Here is an 18,381-nt window from a genome sequence, read left to right as displayed (position 1 = left end):
ACGGATGCCCATTCGATCAGCGGCTACCAGACGCCGGGTGTGGGTGCCCTGTCGGCGACAAGGGATGCGGCAGGGGCGATCTCGGCCGGCCGGCCGGCCGGTCATGCCCGGTGGCGCTCGAGGTAGGTCGCCCGCACGCTTCGTCGCAGGGTTTTGCCGATCATGTTGACCGGAAGGTCGTCGAGCACCTCCAGGCGCCGCGGGATGGCGTAACCGGGAAGGCGTTGCGAACCGAACTCCCGGATCTCCGCCAGCGTCGGGGCCGGCGTGTTCTCCTCGACCACGATGGCCGCGAGGACTTCCTCATCGGTTCCGTCGCCACGTGGAATGCCCACGACGGCGATGTCGGCGACCCCGGGCATCTGCCGGAGGTGGCTTTCGACCACGGATGGGAACACATTGAATCCGCCGACCAGGATCAGCTCCTTGACCCGGTCCACGAGCACCGCGAACCCGTCGCGATCGACGTCGACGACATCCCCGGTGTACAACCAGCCCTCGGCGTCCACGGTCTCCGCCGTCGCCTCGGGCTGACCGAGGTAGCCGGCGAACACCTGCGGACCCCGCACACACAGCTCACCGTGGCGCACACCGTCGGCGTCAGGTGTGACCTCGACGGTGCGGTCCTCGGCGTCGACCACCTTGATCTCGGTGTTGGGGAACGGGATCCCGAGGGCACCACGCCGGCGTCGCTCCGAGCAGGGATTGCCCAGCGCGATCGGCGAACACTCGGTCATGCCGTAGCCCTCGATCAGCAGGCCCCCGGTGGCGCGCTCCCACCGTTCGGCGACAGCCGGTGACAGGGGCATGGCACCGCTGAAGGCCACTCGGATGGAGGTGAGTGCGGTGTCCCCGGCCGCGTCGAGCAGCCGGTCGAACATGGGCGCCACCCCCGGGACGAACGACGCCGGGCGCCGGCGCTGCGCCGCGATGACCGCGGCGGGATCGAAATTGGGGAAGGCCACCAGGGTGGCACCGATCAGTGGGGGCAGGACGAGGCAGAACATCATGCCGAAGGCGTGGAAGAACGGGAGCATCCCGTAGACCACATCGGAGCCGGTGCCGAAGCCCGCCCACGCTCTCCCCTGGGTTGCGTTGGCGACCAGATTGCGATGCGTCAGGGTGGCGGCCTTGGGGAATCCGGTGGTGCCGCCGGTGAACATGATCAGTGCGGTGTCCGACGACTGTCCGACCGCCGACAGCGGTTGCGGCGGCGCCGCGGCAACCAGGCGTCGCCAGTCGTGGGCATCGCCGGTGTCGGCGCCGGTCAACGCCCGGCGCTTCGTGCGTGCCGCGGCCACAGGAAGGCGCAAGGCCAGCCGTGCGGTCCACGGCAGGTCGTCGGCGACGTCCACCGAGATGACCTCGCGCACCGCGGTTCCGATCGCGGCCTCGCGCAGGTCGAGGACCCGGTTGCGCCAGCACAGCACGACAACCGACCCGGTCGTCACCAGCTGGTCGTGGAGTTCGGCGACGGTGTAGGTCGGATTGTGTTCGACGACGGTCGCACCGCACGCCAGCACCGCGTGGAAGGCCGCAACATGTGAGGTGCTGTTGGGCAGCACCAGTGACACGGCGTCGCCCGGTTGCACGCCCAGCTTCCCCAACGCATGTGCGCCGCGTCCGGCGAGGGCGGCCAGCTCGGTGTAACTGGTTGTGGCGCCGAAGAAGTCGACGGCGATCACATCGCCGTCCCGCGCCACTGCCTCGATCAGCAGATCGGTGATCCGCTTGTCTGGCACGCTGACGTCGGCGGGAACCCCCGGTCCGTACGAAGCCAGCCATGGACGGTCCTGCATCATCGCGACCCCGGTTCCTCGACATCGATCGGCCGCGAGCCAGCCTACTCGCCGCGGCCCGAGAACCCGGTGGGTGTGAGGGTGTTTCCCGGCACGGCCCCTGGTGACCAGGGCGCACACCTGGTCGGTGCCGAGGCCACACCACCGCCGCCCGCCGGGAAACGGACAACCGCTCCGGATAGACTCAGGGACCGAGCGACCGATCGTCAGCTCGGCAGGTGGCGTGGAGCGGTTCACGGGAAGGAGCGCGGGTGTCGTTCTCCGAACGCGTCAACGACTTCCAGCGACGCCATCCGGCGACCGGGTATCCGTTGGCCGTGGCCTACAAGTTCTTCGACGATCAGGGCGGCTACCTCGCGGCGCTCATCACCTACTACGCGTTCATCTCGCTGTTCCCGCTGCTGCTGGTCTTCGCCTCGATACTGGGCTTCGTGCTGCACGACGATCCCGAACTCCAGCAGCGGATCGTCGACTCGGCGCTCGCGCAGATCCCGGTCATCGGTTCTCAACTCGAGGTACCCGGCGAGATCACCGGCAGCGTGATGGCGGTGACCATCGGTGTGGTGAGTGCGGTCTACGGTGCGCTCGGTGTGGCGGTGGCCATGCAGAACGCCATGAACATCGTGTGGGCCGTGCCGCGGAACAACAGGCCCAATCCGATTCGCGTACGCATCCGGGGAGCCGGACTGCTGTCGACGGTCGGTGTCGCGGTCATCGGTCTCACCGTGCTCAACGGTGTCGTCGCGGCGTCGGATCTGGGATCGGCCAGCACGGCACTGACCATCGTGGGATCGGTCGTTCTCAACACCGGGATCTTCATCGTCGCCTTCCGGATCGGCACGAGCCGTCCGGTGAGCACACGGGATGTCCTTCCCGGCGCCTTCGGGGCTGCACTCGGGTGGCAGGCGCTACAGACCTTCGGCAGTGTCTACGTGCTACGCGTCATCGCCAGGGCGAGTGACGCGTACGGGGTGTTCGCGATGGTGCTCGGACTCCTCGCCTTCCTCTACCTCGCTGCGGTGCTCGTCGTGGTGTGTCTCGAGTGCAATGTGGTGCGGGTCGACAAGCTCTACCCACGATCACTGCTCACCCCGTTCACCGACAACGTGGTACTCACCCCGGGCGACGAGGCCGCCTACACCGCGCAGGCACGAGCCCAGCGCAGCAAGGGATTCGAGGAGATCGACGTGACCTTCGACAAGTCGGGAACCGGGGATTCCGATCCGGCCACCGACCATGTCGCACAGCACCACCACCGGTGACTGGCGGACCGGCTCACTCCGCGGTCTCCCGGGGAGCTCTCCTCCTGCGCGTGTGTTGTTCCGGCGGTAACCGCTCTGCCTTGCGGTTCCCTCTCGGCGGTGCGATCCGACTCCCCCGCCTCACCGCATCACTCGTAGGCGGTCGCCCGGAGCCGCACCAATTCGCGTGCACACCGGACGATTCGGATGTCCACGCCGTCGGCGGTCGAATCGTCGTAGGCGAGCGCGCGTGACTGCGATGTGGGCCCGCCGAGGATCTCGCGGGTGCGGGTGATGGTGTCGCGGAATGCGGTGCCCGTGGGCGTGCGGTCGCGGTAGATCACGGTCACCAGGGTCAGCATGTCAATGATGTCGGCGGCCGATTCCACGCGAGCCCGCTGCTCCGGCACCATCGCCGCACCGCTGCCCCGCAGCTGATCGCTGATCTCCGTCGCCCGGACGAAGATGCCGAACCGCGTCGAGTCATCGGGTTCGTCGTCGGTCTCGATCTCCGACAGCAGCTCCAGCAACCTGTCGTTGGCGCTCGAGAGCGCGTCCTGGACGGTGGTGCGTCGTGATCGCAGGACCGACGGGAGGCTGACGAGGAACACGATCACCCCGGCGACGAGCAGCATCAGGATGACGTGCGCCAGGGTCGAGAGCGGATCCAGATGGCGCGTGGTTGCGGTCAGGGCGACGGTCATCGCCACACCGCCCGCATTGGACACGATGGGGTGCGAGAACATGAACCAGGTCAGGGCGAACAGCCCGACGACGGCGATCAGCGCCATCATCGCTTCGGGTAGCCACACCGCGGCGAGTACCACCAGCACGATGGCGATCGCACATCCGAGAAGCCGGTACCCGATGCGCCGCAACGTCTCGGTCCACGTCGGCTGCAGCATGGACACCACGGCGTTGAAGAAGGTGTTGGCGAAGAACGGCTGTGCCACCTGCAGGCCGGTCCCCCAGGCCGCGAGAATGCCGACCGCCTTGGCCAGACCCTGGTGCAGCTCAGGTGAATCCGGTCGGATGGCGGCGGTGACCCGTGCACGCAGGAACGCCGAGCGGAGCTCCTTCACCTGGGGTAGCGGCGTCGAATCCCGGTTGGTGGCCGCCTGCCGGATCGTGTCCAGATGCCCCTCGGCCGTGGCGACGAGTGCTCGCGATGCAGCGGTCAGCCGGGGGCCGTCGGGAATCGTCGGGTTGTCGGTCAGAACCGGCCGGGAGGACGAATCGTCGGCGGAATCCTGTTTCGTGTGGGGATGACCGTCGGGGTGGCGCGTCTCGACGAGATCGGCGACAGCGGCGGCGTCGGCGTTCACTGCGGTCAGAGCCGCCGCGATCCCCAGCTTCTCGGGGGTCTGTGTGGTCGGCCGGGCGGCCTGTGCGCGAAGCAGATCCACCGCGCGGCGGAACCGAAGCGACTCGGTGAGCACCGTCGTCGTCCAGGTGGACGGGCGGTCGACCATCCAGCTCCGGATGATGTCGGCGGTCGTGAAATCGCTGGTGCGCAACGGTGTCGCCACGGCCACGCGGGTCGGCTTGGTGGGATCGGAGATGCCGGCGAGCACGCGCACGGCCACTGCGATGGCGAGTCCGAGCAGGACGGCCATGACGATGTGGAGCTCGGATGTTCCTGCGGGCAGCGCGATTCCATAGCCGGCGACGGCCGCATAGCCGACCCCGAGTCCGAGGAGCCGGAACTTGGGGATGACCGCGGGGAACAGCGACAGCCCGAAGATGACGAGGATCAGGACGAGGACGCCGGCGAAGCTGTTCCAGTTCCCCAGGGCGCGGGGAACGCATGCCGCGAAGACGGTCAGCGGCGCGAGCCATGCCAGGCGGCGCAGGTCCGACCCCAGGGAGCCGCCGAATGTCGCCATCACACAGAACAATCCGACCATGGCACCGAGTACCGAAGCCTTGCCGAGGCCGACGGAGTAGCCCACTCCGAGGGAGACCACCATGACCACCAGGGTCAGGATGAACAGGGCCGGTCCACCATCATGAGCCGGTGCCGGAGCGGGCTTCTTCGAGGTGTCGGGCACCGGTTCCTTCGGTATGGATGTGGTCATCGCGTGGCCTCCACAGCGGTTGAGAGCTGCGGTGCGGTGGCTTCGGGTTCGGGCGCCGACAGCCGACCGAGCATGATCGTGGCGAGGATCATCACCGACAGCGCGATGATCACGAGGATCTCGCCGGTGCTGTCGATACCGAGCGTCTCCTGATAGATCGTCAATCCCAGGGCCATGGCGATGATCGGCTTGAGGACGGTGACCGTGGGCAGGCTGGTCTGCACGTCACCGGCCTGATAGCTCGACTGCTGCCACAGGGTGCCGAGGGTGGCGGTGACCGCCATCGCCCAGAACTCCCAGCTGCGGGCACCGGCGAGGAGTCCGTCGTCGAATGCGGCGATCCCGGTCTTGGTGAGCGGTGCCGAGATGCCGAGGAGCACACCGGCGGCAACAGCGAGGGTCAGTGAGCGCCAGGTGCCGTGCGGCAGCCGGGAACCGACGATCACGCATACCGCGACGACCGGGATGACGACAGCCAGCGGGACGCCCCAGGCACTGAACGGCGGATGCTCGATCCCCTCGGACGGCTGGCCGAGCGCGATGAACACGACGAGCGAGATCGACAGGGCCCCGGCCCAGAACCATTCACGCCCGGTCAGCCTGCGGCGGGCGGTCATCGCGGCGAGGGGCAGGGCGAACAAGAGGGTGGTCACCAGCAGCGGTTGGACCAGCATGAGGCTGCCGACGGCGAGCGCGGCGGCCTGCACGATGAAGGCGAGGATGTCGGCGACGAGCCCGGCCACCCACGTCTTGCGTCTGGCCAGGGTGACGAAGAACCCGGCGCCGAGGGACTCGTCGTCGGAGATCCCCTGTGTGCCCTTGGCCTGGAGGACCGATGCGATCGCGAAGAGGAAAGCGGCGACCAGCGACAACGCTATCGCGAGGACGGTCATGCACGCACCTCGCCGACCGGCGGTGCAAGGGTGTCCGGCCGGTCTTCCGAAGCCGCGGAATCCTCGGTGACGACGGGATTCTGCAGGCGCCGAATCCGATACGTGAACACTGCGAGGGCCAGCAGGCCGATCCCCACATTGATCAGCGCCCCGAACTCTTCCTCGACGAAGTCGAACACCTCTGTCAGGAGCATGGTCACCAACGCCGCGGCTCGCAGCAGTCGCACGGGCGCGACGGTGCCGTCCCGCAGGCGCAGCAAGGCGACGAGGCACAGGATTGCGGCGACCGCGGACCCGAGTAGCTGCCCGACGGGAGTGATGCCGGTCTGCGATCCGGCGTCGAGATCGTCGGAGATGGTGACGAGCGCGCTGACCACCCCGGCGAACGAGAACAGTGTCAGGACGACTGTGGCGATCACTGTTGCGCGCGACCCACCGAGATCGACCCAGGGATGGGCCTTCAGCCACAGCGCGATCCGGTCCCGACGGCTCGGTGGCCGGACCGGGCACGAGGCGATGATGGCCTCGATGCCGGCGACATCGGCGGCCGGTGCACCGTCCCGGGATGCGGTCAGGAGCTTCTGGGCACGGGTGCGTTGGGTGGGGGTGAGACCGCTCAGCATGCCGTCGGCGGCGATCCCCGCTGCGCCCGCAAGCGCGGCCGAACCCGATTGCCCGGCGACGTCGAGCAGGAGGCGGTTGAGCACCAGGATCACCACCACGACGACGTACATGATCGACACCGCCGGGCTGTAGAAGTAGTCGTTGGTCTTGGTGACGAACTTGCCGACCTCGTCGAGGAACAGGCCGAATCCGATTCCGCCGAGGACCACCGAGAAGGTGCGTGGTCCGGTGCCCAGCAACGACAGTGAGACCACCAGTGCGATCACCATGCCGGCTCCGCCCCACAGGGCGTGGGCGATGTGCAGGGTGCCGCCACCGATCTGCGGATATCCGGTGGCCTGGAGATAGGCACGGGTCACCAGGATGGTGACGATCGCGATGATGACCAGGGCCTCGACGGATTCTCCGCCGCCGGCGCGGCGGGCGATGGAGGACGGCGTGCGCCGTGCGGGGGCAGGGCCTGTGTGCACCGTGAATCCCTTTCAGTACGCAAAACCGACATGCGTACCTTACAGGCGTTAAACAGGTTCGGCCAGGGATGGGAGATCGTGAAGGACGCTGCCATCGGCGGTGCGACCCGGGCCATCCGGTGTCAGTGCCAGAAGTCCTTGGTCTGCACGGCCAGTGCGGCGCCCTGATGGTAGCCCGCCTGTGCCGCTCGTGGCCTGATTCGCAGATCCATCATGTTGGCGCCGAAGGCGGTCACCGAGTCGGCATCCGGGAAGATCGTCTCGACCTCGCCACCGGCGGAGCGGAGCGTGTCCACCTGCGCTGCGAGGTTCATCCTCCACTCCGCTGGAGTCCGGAACCGGCCACCGAACGGTGAGAGCACCAGGACATGCTCGAATCCGGTTGCCAGATCGGCATTCTCGTTCGAGCGGTAGCCGCCGTCGATGAAATGCCGTTGCCCTATGCGGTGCGGCACCCCGCTGGCGCAGCTCGCGGCCACGGCATCGGCGAGGTCGACACCACTGCGTCGGTCGAAGACGACCGGCTCGCCCGTCTCGGCGTCGACGGCCACGATCTGGACGTCGCGATCGGGCCACTCGAGGCTCGGCAGCCTGGACGCGACGATGTCTCGCCAGGACGGACGACCGGCCGGCGGGGCATCCGGGGTGAGGGCCAGTGCGGCCGCACCTATCCGTCGGCGCATGTCGGCGGGGTCGTGGGCGTCGGCGATGATGGCGGCGGTTCGCGCCATCTGGTCGGCGACGTGGGTTCGGCCGGCCCCGGAACCGCCACGACTGACCGTGGGCTGCGGGGTGTCGCGGATGTCGGCGAGCAGCTGCGCCGGTCTCGCGCCGGTGATCTGGGCGGCGGTGGTGGACCCCGCCGACGTCCCGATGATCAGGTCGGCGTCGGTCACATCTACTCCGGCATTCTCGAGTCCCGCGAGGACACCGATCTCCCAGGCGTTCCCGCCCGATCCGCCGCCACCGAGAACCAGCGCACAACTATTCATGAATCCGGACTGTACGGATCATCCGTCGACGCGAGCAACGGGTTTTCGGTGATGTAAAAGCCTTGTCGCACTTGCCCGTTTCTCGGGTATATATGACGCCGACTGTCTCCGCGCCATCGCGATCGACCGCCATTCCGAATCAGTAAGAGCGGGATTCGGGGAGCTCATCCATCACATCGCGATAGTAACGATCGAGACCGACAAGTTGGACACGATCGCGTTGACCATGCCCGTCCGGCGAGGCAATTCGACGTCACTCGCTTCCGAACCGGAACGAAATACGTTCGTTCAGCAATCCTTCTGCCCGCTTCGCCTCCATCATCCGAACTGCGAGCGTCCGGCGGGCGAGGTCCTCAGGCAGCGCGACCGAGAACTTGAGCCCCTTGATCGCTCTGCGGTCGACGGCGGGGGCGGGTCGCTCCGAGCTGTGCTGGACGTCGCCCAACCCCTGCTTGATGGCGTCAACGGTCAGATCTGAGTGCAGCCGAATCGATTCGGCCCCGATTCGCTGCCGGCCGGGCACGAGATCACGTGCCCAGGCAGCCAGTGTGCGGTTGGCCTTGACACCTGCCCACGTCCACCACCGCCAGTCACCGCGGCTGTCGCGCTCGATCACCAGCGAGTCTGCGCGCACGTCGTCGGCGCGCTGTGCACGGTAACCGTCGAGCGCTGCGACGGCACGACGTGACAGCGTGACACCGGCAGGTGTGTCGCCGAGCAGCACGCTGCGTACGCCGCGGGTGATCTCGTAGGACAGGCCATCGGGAATCGACTGCCAGCGAGCCATTCCGTGAATATCGGTGGCCTCGACATACACCTGCCGTCGCTTCCAGTCGATATGGGTGACCAGCCACGAACGGCCACCGAGCAGCAACACACGCACATCCTCGACGTCCTCGGTCAGTAAACCGATGTCGACCATCCCGATCTCGTTGCGGCCCTGGAATACCCGGAACTCTGGTGCCGCCGTGAACACCGCGAGTAGCTCCATGAAATGTCGTCGCCCGAAGTGCTTCTCGGCCTCGACCCCGATGAATGCGCTACCGGCATCGTGATCGAGGAAGCCGGTGTCGAGCAGGTGGTCGAGAATCTCTTGGCCCTCGTCGCCGAAGAGCGGCAGCGTTCCCCACTGCTGTTGCCAGCCGTTGAGTGGGACTCGTCGGGTCTGCAGCGCTGCGGCGAGCAACTGCTGGGCGGCGATGTGCCGCGGTTCGGGTGTGGCGACCACCGGCTCGACCCATCCAGAAGCCCAGCAGTGCAGCATCCCCAATGTCTGGGCGAGCGAGGCGTCGTCGAGGGCGAGAAACAGGCAGTGACGAGTTGTGCCGGGGCGTCGGCCGGTCCGACCGAGCCGCTGCAAGAACGATGAAACGGTACGCGGTGAGTTGATCTGGATGACACGATCGAGATCGCCGACATCGATGCCGAGTTCCAGTGTGCTGGTCGCGACGATCACACAGTCGCGGGCGTCGGCGAACGCAGCCTCGGATTCGCGGCGTTGCTCCGCCGACAACGACGAGTGCGAGAGGAAGGTGGTGACCCCTCGATCACGCAACGACGTCCCGAGCTCCTCGGCCAGGCGCCGTGAGTCGACAAACACCAGGCGCTTCTCGCCGTGGTGCAGCCCGGCGATCACCTTGGCTGCGTTCTCGGCACTGCCGACGGCATCGACGACGATCTCCGGATTCGACGCTGTGGGGACCGGCGGTGCCACCACACGTCCCTTCGTGGGGGCTCCCCCACGTAACCATTCGAGCAGCTCGTCGGGATTGCCGACCGTCGCCGACATCCCGATCCGCTGTAGTCGTCGACCGATCAACGACTCGAGCCGGGCGATCACCGCGAGGAGATGCCAGCCGCGGTCGTCACCGGCGAATGCATGCACCTCGTCGACGACGACGGCCTGAACACTGCCCAGAAACTGCAGTGCATCAACACTTTCCGACACCAGTATCGACTCGACTGATTCCGGTGTGGTCAGCAGGATGTCGGGCCGCTCGCGTGTGATCCGTCTGCGCGCCGACTGTCCCACGTCGCCATGCCAGACGGCGACGCTGCGGCCGACCCACGCCGCGTAGTCACCGAGTCGGGGCCCCAGATTGTTCAGCAGGGCTTTCAGCGGGCACACATACAGCACTGAGGTCCCGGTCCACCGCTGCGCCTGCATCCGGGTGAGCACCGGGAACATCGCCGCCTCGGTCTTGCCGCCCGCGGTCGGAGCGAGCAACAGCGCATCGTCACCGTCGACGATCGTGGGGATCGAATCCTCCTGCAGCGGGCGTAGTCCCGGCCAGCCGAGCGAGTTGACGATGTGGTGCTGAATTGCCGGGTCGAGGAGTTCGAATCCGCTCATGAGCTACAGCTCGATGTCGTCGGGCGAGACCGCGGCCCGTTCGGTGTCGGTGAGTTCGTTGCCCGACACCGTCAACGCGTAGTCGCGCCGAGGATCGAAGCCGGCGTGCAGGTCCACACGGTCGAGTACGTCGACCACAAGCTTCTTCAGGAACAGCCGAGGTGCAACGCCGACCTGTCCGCCGAGTTTGCCGGCCACCGCGGTGGCGAGATCGGCGATGTAGGCATCGTCGACCACGGTACGGATGCGCGCCGGATCGTCGGCACCATCGGCGTACACGTCGCGTACCCGAATGCCGACCTCCACGAGGCGGTCGGCGTCGAAGTTCTGGAGTCGGATCTGCGGGGCACGCGGATTGTCGAAACGTGCATCGGTGGTGAAGTCGGTGGCGAGTCGTTGGGCCAGCGGCGGCAGCGACTGCACACCCATCCGGCCGTCGAAGAACGCCGGTGTCCCGGTGATCAGCAGGTACAAGCCCGGATACCGTCCCGAGTCGAGTTCATCGATCCATTGCCGCAACGCATTCAACGCCTTGGCGCGGCTGTCCGAACGCATCCGCTGCAAGGTCTCCACCTCGTCGATCACCAACAGCAGCCCTGGGTGTCGCGCACCCTTCAAGACCGCAAGCAATCCCTGCAAGAAACCCATGGCGAGGAAGTGGTCGACGTCGTGACGCACACCGGCCGCACGCTTGGCCGATGCCGCCACATGCGGCTGCCCACCCAGCCATGCGATGAGCGCATCGGCGGTGACCGCGTCACCGTCCTCCACCGCCGTCCGATAGGCGCGTAACACCATGGGATACACCGGTGTCGCGGTCGCGACCGCGGCGAGTCGCTGCTCGAGCAGCGCACCGACCTCGGCCCCGGTCGGTTCCGCACCCGCAGCGGTGGCCGAGGCGTCCTCCTCGATCTCGAACAGCCAGGCGTCGATCACCGAGCGGAACGCCGACGGCGGAAAGGCCGACGTACGTAGTGATTCGGTGGTCCTGCGGTACACCGTCTCGAGTTTGTGCAACGGGGTCTCGAGCTCGCTGATCTGGACCTCGGCGACGGCGAACCCCTGACGCATCGCCCGTTGCTGCGCCCAACGCGCGAAGAACGTCTTACCCGAACCGTATTCACCGCGCACGGCCTTGAAGACCGACCCACCGGCGGCGACAGCGGCGAGCTCGTCGTCGACGGTGGCAGCGAACTTGTCGATCCCCACTGCGAGTACGTCGAGGTTGCCCGAGGGCACACTTCCCTGCCGAAGGGCGGTCAGGATCTCGCGTCGGCGGACCGGTGAGAGGTCGCTCACTGCGACAATCCGAACTGCTCGAACAACAACGGGGTCGCGATGATCACGTCGTCTCCTCGCTGGCCGATCACCGACACGCCATCGATGTTGAAGATCTGGCTGAGATGGGCGACCGCCCCACGGGCCTTGGCCGGTCGCAGATCCAGGATCTCGGCGACCTTGACCATCGGGATCACGCCGTTGGCCGCCTCGGCCTCGCGCAGTAGTGCCCCGATCGACACCTTGGTGAGGTTGCGCCCGAACCGCGCGAACTGACTGGAGAACAGATCGGTGGTGAGCACCTGCCCCACCAGATCGAAGACTGCCGTGTCACCACGATCGGCCGACGACGAGTCGGAGGCCGGCGCAGCCCCGAGATCGAACAGGGACTCCTGACCATTCGATGCCGCCCGTGTGGCCGCCTTCGTCGGCTTGGCCGGACGCTTCTTCGGCGCCCGAACCTCGATCGAGGTCACCACCGGGGTGCCCGCCGTGGAGCTGGGATCGTCGAGGTCCCACCACGAGGGCGGTCCGAAGTCTGCCGGCGCCAAGGGCAAGTGCGAGCCGATCGCACCGTTGACCAGAATCGACACCGAGATACACACCTCGGCGAGTGCCCCGCCGCCGTGATATCCGGCCTTGAGGCCGGTGTAGCGGAGCTGTTCGTCGACGGCCAGGACCGCCCGATGATCGTCGGTGAGGACACGGTCACCGGCCACGAGCACCTCGTCGTCGGCCGCGGGTATGCCGGTTGCGTGCCGATACCGGGCAGAAACCTGTTCGCCGCGCTGCACACTCGGCTGTTCACGCCGTTCCACCACATGCCCGTGATCGCTGACGAGGACCACGGTCCGGCCGACCGCGGCGGCCTCGGTGAGCAACGCATCCAGATGTTTGAACGACGCGATCGTCCACGAGGTACCGATCGGATCGGATCGGTCGAGGGCGTCGTCGATGTCGTTGAGTACGCAGGCCACGACCGTCCGGCCTTCGGTGTCCTGCACGGCGTGACGCACATCGAGCGCCAGCGAGTGTCCCTTCGACACGGCATCGAGATCGGCCTTGTGGAACAGCACCTGTCCCTGCCCGCGTAACCCTTGCTGCTGCAACCAGTCGGCGAATCCGGACCGCTCACGGTCTTGCCCACCGGCCGCCAACGCCCCGGTGAGCAGCGAACACCGAGAGAAGTGGGTGACGCTCGGCAACGCCGACAACGCCGTCAGCGGACCGTCGTGATCGGTTCCGATGCAGTTCTGCCACTGCGGTCGACGATGGCGGAGAGCATCGGCCACGATGTCGTTGGCCGAGGCCACGTCCATCCCGTCGGCAACGATCACCAAGACCGGTGACCGTTGGGGTGCGGCGGTCCCGAGGCCTGCGCCGGTTCCACCGTGGTGGAGGGCGGTGAGCGGAAGAACGATCGAGGTCAGGACATCCTCGACGTACAGCGGTGCACCCGCTCCGGTTTCGCGATGCACCCCCGCCGCCGCGAGTCGCGCGGCGAACTCGCGATCCAGTCGGGCGCGGTGCACCCGGATCGTTTGCAGGAGGGCGTGATTGGCCGTGGCCAGAGTGGGGTTGTCGGCGCCGACGTGGGCGCGGTTGACCGCGCTGTCCACCCAGGACAGATCGGTGCGGTAGGTGGCCAACCACTCCGCCAGGGTGGTGGGCTGCGGCCAGGACGTCACCAGTCGCCGCAGCAGCCGGAGACCCGCGGCACCGACTCCGACGTCACGCGGTGCGGCGGACGAATCGTGATCACGGTGCGCGCACACCGCGGCCCACGCGTTCTCGACGGCCCCGAGATCGGCCGTCTCCGCGCCACCACGCCTCACCACTTGTTGGGCCGCCTGTGCCAGCCGAGCGGCAAAGGTGTTCAGGCGCAGGATCAGTGCGGAGGGCAACGTGTCGGAGCGCGCGACGAGCGACTCGGCATGGAGCTCGGACGCCAAAGCCTCGGCAGCGGTCAGCGTCGGTCCCGGATCAGGGGCAGCTGCGACGGCGAGCGTGGCCAACGCCCCCCAGGTCGCGAGTTGTGCCTCCGTCACCACGACGTCGTCGACCTTCATCTCGAGGCGGGTGCGGACGCGTGGGATGGAGTCTCCGACATCCTCGCCCGGCTGCGGTGTACCCGTCAGGAGTCCGGCGACCAGTCCGAGCGGAACGATCGACGACGGTCCCTGATGCCGCCACGCGGATACGACGACCGGTCCCAGTTCTCCGAGTCGTCGGGTGAGCCACTCGAGATACTGCTCGACGAGCACAGGCGGGGCATGGGTTGCCCACGCCTCATAGCTCCGGGCCTTCACCGGATCCATCGACCACACCGCGACATGGTGTGGGGTGATGTCACCGCGCACGAGCCCGAAACGCTTGTTGCCGACCTCGGTGAAGACATGATCGTTGGTCAGGACACCACCCGGTGCCGGTGACGGCTTGTCCCCCACCTCACGCAGCATGGCCCGGGCGATGTCGGTCCGGTCGCCCAGCAGGCCGAACTCCTGCTTGGACGCGGCGAAGGCGTTGCGCAGCAACGGGAACGGATCGAGATTGCGCAGCCGCCCGGTCACCAGGTGTTCGGCTACGCCACTGGGGATCTCCACCGCGGGCCGGTCGGTGAGGATCACCAGCCAGTCGGTCTCGGCACGGCGGCGGAGAGCGTCGCGGATCCCGAGCACGCTGGGTGCCGTGGTGATCAGGATCCGATCACCGGCGTGGGTGACCTCGTCCGGTCCCGACCATATCGGGACCGCCGACACCGCAACCACTCCCGGACGATACTTCTTGTCGCGGAGTTCGGTGATCACACCCTTGATCGACTGCAGGTCGGCGTCCGGCAGTACCGCTGTGTCGGTCATCGGTCGGTGTCGGTGATCGTCGTGTCGGTGATCGTGACCGTGTAGGTGCGCTTGGGGTGCTTGTCGAGGAGGTCGGCGAGCTTCTGCTCCACGGCACTGAATCCGGTCCTCGCCGACACCTGCACCTCCACCACCGGCGCGTGCGGTCCCGGTCGGGAATCTGCCGGTTGAGGTTCGGTCCGCGGTTGTGGTGTGGGGGGCGGTGTGGCGAGCTGCGCGTCGGTCCACGATTCGCGGCGTTCCTTGACCCGGGCGAGTGCGGCGACGAGCGGCGTCGCGAATTCCTGGGCGACCAGGGCGGCATCGAGTTCGGCGACGATGCTTGCCGCATCCAATCCCGCTTCCGACGACCCATCGGCCGCGGCACGGTGCAACAGCGGTTCGAGGCGTTGGAAAGCGAATCCCTCCACGGCATCGGCCACTGCGGGGGCGGTGGCGAGTGATCGACTGGCCTCGGTATCGGTGGCGCCCCCGAGGTCGGCGTCGGCGATCCGTGTGACCACGGCGAGGTTGTCCAGAGTCGAGAGGTCCGGGGCGAACACCTTGTCGAGCGCGAGGGCGGTCGTCAGGCGTGCCCCGCCGTCGATCCCTCGCTGCGAGTAGGCCTTGTCCAGTGCCGAGGCCAACCGGTTGCGGTGTACCTGTCGATCGGCGGCAAAGGTGCGGACGGCGTCGGCGAATGCAGCCACATTGCTGGGCGTCAGGAAGTCGTTGGGTCGCTGTCCGGTCAGCTTGGTCCACCGGGCGTTGGCATCGACCCATGCCTGCCGTTCGGGCAACGGTTCGACCCTGAGTGTGAGCCCGCGGCGCCGGAACTCACCCAGCCCCGGCTCGGCGACCGCCGATCCGTGCAGGAACCACGACCGTCTGGTCTGCGCAGCCCATGCCGCGGTGATCAGGTCGACCACGTCGTCGGTGAGTCCGCGGCGAGGCCCGGACTCGATGATCGCGGTCCGTACTGCCTCGACCGGGACCTCGGAGTGCGATGTGTCACCGGAATCGTCGGTGGATACCCCGGACCGCCCCAGCTCCTGGGTGATCCGTGACCGCCAGCCGGCGAACTGATCGGCGGAGAAGATCAGATGTGTCTCACTGGTCTTGGCCAGTCCGAGGGGAGTGACGATCCGACGTACCGTCTGAATGTCACCGCGATCCAAGGCGAGCCGGCCCTCGGGGTCGGATTGGGCCTCGCGCAACCGTTCAAGGGTCATCGCCAGTTCACGGCGCGTGATGACCTTGTCGGAGGGGGTGAAGTCCGGATGGTCGGGGTAGAGCGCGGTGAATGCGTCGGCGATCAATCGTTCCACGGCCTCGCCGAGTGTGGTCCCGATCGGCGGCTGCGCGGTGAAACCGGCATGCAGGGACCGGAGCGGCGGTTGATCGGCGAACAGTGCGGCGTCGGCGCCGGCGGTGGATGCCACCCCGTAGTACACCTGGATCGCCGACCCGATCTGACCGCGCAGCTGTGATTGCTGCTGCTGCAGAATCGATCTCGCCGCGGCCCGATCGGACTCGGCGAGTTCGTTGGCGAAGCCGGCCCACCGGTCGCCGGCGAGGACATAGTTGAGGATCACCAGGCGACCGAGCTGCCTGGTGATCTTCTCCGGGAAGAACGCCGGGGTCCAACAGACGGTGAACCGGTCGGTGGCGGTGCGCATCAGCGCATCCAGGCGATCATGATCCTCGGCGGTGGTGTGTCCTGCCTCGTCGAACGGCAGGTCGACGATCATGCGGAAGACACCATCACGAGAGGGTCGGAACGCATCATCGGACAGGTAGCCATGATCACGGATGTTGCCGAAGACCACTTCGACGTCACGTTCGGTGGCGCGCCAGATGGCGGTCCGCAAGTATGCCCCGTCGACGGCCTGCTGCGCGTTGCCGACACCGAAGAACTCGCTGAGCAACTCGCGCATGAGTTTTCGGCGTTCGCCATCGGTGTCGTTCTCACGGCCGCGTTCGATGATCCGCTCGTAGTCCACCGATTCCAGGGTCACCGAGAAGATCGGGTTGGCGTCACCGGAGACGGTGATCTCGGGGACGTCGGCGGCCCAGCGGCGCACCTTGGCGACGATCTGGCCGACCTGGTCACCCGGGATCAGGCTGACCACGCTGCCATGGTTGAGCGATGCCAGACGTGACGCGTCGATCTGCTTGAGCGCGGGCACATTCGGTGCCAACGCCGACATCAGCAGGGTCTTGGCGATCCGGATGTCGGCGCGCAACCCGGCCGGCACGTCGGCATCGGAGGTGTCCGGATCGACGTTGACCTGGTGGAAGAGCAGCGGGCGGAGCTTGTCGAACCACAGGGTGCGTGCGGTCTTGAAGGTCTGGGCCACGGCATCGTTGATGGGGGTGTTACCTGCGCTGTCGATGATGTAGTCGAACGCCTCCCCCACCGGGATCACGTTCTCCACGGTGAGACGGTCGGCGTTGTCCTCGAGCATCTGCTTCATCACCTTGAGCGCGGTGCGTTCACGCTGCATCACCCCCGACAGACTGCGCAGCGTCGCGATGAGCGCCGGCGAGAACGGGTAGGTGAGTGTGAAGGCATCCGAGTCGGATCCGCGATGCTGATCGTCGGTGTTGATGCCGTCGAGCAGAACGTCCCACACCTTGGGGTTGCGGTCGATCGCGGCGAAGGCACTCTCGAGCCACTGCTGGGCCTCGGGATCGCGCACCCGGAGCAGGCGCTTGTGTGCGATGTACGGCAGATTCTCGTCGCCCAGAACCACATTCGCGAACCGCCCGGCCTGATGTCGGATGGCTTGTTCGGCCGCCTGCTGGGTGGCTCCCGAGTCGGAGCCCGTCGCCACCCACCTGGTCAGATCGAACTGCCGTGCCACAAAGGAGATCACGGGGAGCGCGAGTCGTCCACGACTGGTCTCGACGAGCTTGGTGAGCTTCTGCACCTCGGCGTTGAAGCGTTCGCGCTCGGAGATGATGAACGACAACCAGAGCATCAGCTCGTCGAGGAGCAGCACCACACCCGCATAGCCCAACGACTTGGCGTGTGATGCGATCACCGCGAGGCCGTCTTCGAGTGGCAGCCAATCGGTGTTGCGGGAGTAGCTGGTGAAGTAGGTGGCGATCAGGGCCTGCTGCAGGCGTGAACGCAGGGCGGGGTCGGCGTCTGCGGCGGTGGCCTCGGCATAGCTGGTGGCGTTCCAATCGCCCACCGCCACATCGGCCTTGCCCCAGTCGACGGTGGTCCCGGAGGAGCCGGCCGATCCGTTGAGGGTGGCGAAGAACTTTTCGTCTCCGTCGGCGGCCCGACGGTTGGCGGCGTCGGTGAACAGGTTGCCGGCCGAATGGAGCACCGGTGGTGCCGAGTCGGGATGCAACTCCCTGATCTGGTGCAGGTACTGGTCGAACAGTGAGGCCTCGACGGAATCTGCGCCCAGGAAGTGGAAGGTCAGCCGCAGCAGTTTCTTCTGTTCGATGGCCGTGTGCTTGGCGATGATGGGCTGCAACTCGGGAACCGCGAGTGCCTGCGGTGCGTGGCCGAGGATCGCGTACAGCACCGCCATGAAGTGCGATTTACCGGAACCGAAGGAGCCGTCGAGAAAGGCGGCCTTGTTCTCACCGGTGCGCAACCCCTCGTCGACGACGCCGAGAGCGACGTCGAATGCCTCGGCCAATGCAGGTGTCACGACGTAGGAGTCGATGGTCTGGGTCAGCTGCGCGTCACCGACCGAGTCGGACAGTTTGAGGACATAGTCATTGCGTCCCGCCGACTCGGTGATGTCGAAGACCTCGCGCAGTGTGTGCGCGGGGCCAGAGGCCATTCCCGGA

Annotated in this window: 10 protein-coding genes; 1 reads left to right on the top strand and 9 read right to left on the bottom strand. The window is 67.0% G+C overall.

Features of this window, described 5'->3' with window-relative positions:
* Nucleotides 1-101: 101 nt before the first annotated feature.
* Entirely contained in the window at nt 102-1,802 is a 1,701-nt protein-coding gene (locus GD1_RS13570; RefSeq protein WP_157079476.1) for an AMP-binding protein, read from the bottom strand.
* A gap of 248 nt (nt 1,803-2,050) precedes the next feature.
* Between GD1_RS13570 and GD1_RS13565 the strand changes: the two genes are divergently transcribed.
* A complete protein-coding gene (locus GD1_RS13565) occupies nt 2,051-3,061 on the top strand; it encodes a YihY/virulence factor BrkB family protein (RefSeq protein ID WP_059037535.1) in 1,011 nt (336 codons plus the stop codon).
* Between the two features lie 128 nt (nt 3,062-3,189).
* On the opposite strand, the gene GD1_RS13560 is transcribed toward GD1_RS13565, so the two are convergent.
* The 8 genes from GD1_RS13560 to GD1_RS13525 all read right to left on the bottom strand — a co-directional run bounded on the left by GD1_RS13560 (nt 3,190) and on the right by GD1_RS13525 (nt 18,374).
* Complete coding sequence (locus GD1_RS13560) at nt 3,190-5,118, bottom strand: aromatic acid exporter family protein (protein ID WP_059037533.1); 1,929 nt, start codon at nt 5,116-5,118, stop codon at nt 3,190-3,192.
* Entirely contained in the window at nt 5,115-6,011 is an 897-nt protein-coding gene (locus GD1_RS13555) for a DMT family transporter (protein ID WP_059037532.1), read from the bottom strand. The genes GD1_RS13560 and GD1_RS13555 overlap by 4 nt, the downstream gene beginning before the upstream one ends.
* A complete protein-coding gene (locus GD1_RS13550) occupies nt 6,008-7,105 on the bottom strand; it encodes a hypothetical protein (protein ID WP_174519056.1) in 1,098 nt (365 codons plus the stop codon). The genes GD1_RS13555 and GD1_RS13550 overlap by 4 nt, the downstream gene beginning before the upstream one ends.
* A gap of 122 nt (nt 7,106-7,227) precedes the next feature.
* Nucleotides 7,228-8,097 carry a patatin-like phospholipase family protein gene (locus tag GD1_RS13545; RefSeq protein ID WP_059037530.1) on the bottom strand — a complete coding sequence of 290 codons (870 nt, stop codon included), beginning with the start codon at nt 8,095-8,097 and terminating at the stop codon, nt 7,228-7,230.
* A gap of 253 nt (nt 8,098-8,350) precedes the next feature.
* Entirely contained in the window at nt 8,351-10,450 is a 2,100-nt protein-coding gene (locus GD1_RS13540; protein ID WP_059037528.1) for a DEAD/DEAH box helicase, read from the bottom strand.
* Between the two features lie 3 nt (nt 10,451-10,453).
* Nucleotides 10,454-11,749 (bottom strand): BREX system ATP-binding protein BrxD, encoded by a 1,296-nt coding sequence (gene brxD, locus GD1_RS13535; RefSeq protein ID WP_083534185.1) that lies wholly within the window; start codon nt 11,747-11,749, stop codon nt 10,454-10,456.
* Nucleotides 11,746-14,586: a BREX-2 system phosphatase PglZ gene (gene pglZ, locus GD1_RS13530; protein WP_059037524.1), complete on the bottom strand. Its 2,841-nt coding sequence runs from the start codon at nt 14,584-14,586 to the stop codon at nt 11,746-11,748. Before pglZ ends, brxD begins: the two co-directional genes overlap by 4 nt.
* The gene (locus GD1_RS13525; protein WP_238403739.1) at nt 14,583-18,374 is read right to left on the bottom strand and encodes a DUF6079 family protein; all 3,792 of its coding nucleotides are present in this window, start codon (nt 18,372-18,374) and stop codon (nt 14,583-14,585) included. The genes pglZ and GD1_RS13525 overlap by 4 nt, the downstream gene beginning before the upstream one ends.
* Between the last annotated feature and the right edge of the window lie 7 nt (nt 18,375-18,381).

This window comes from Gordonia desulfuricans NBRC 100010 (assembly GCF_001485495.1).
Classification (GTDB): Bacteria; Actinomycetota; Actinomycetes; order Mycobacteriales; family Mycobacteriaceae; genus Gordonia; species Gordonia desulfuricans.
Note: the sequence above shows the minus strand (reverse complement) of the source record. Positions and strands in the feature narration are given on the sequence as shown.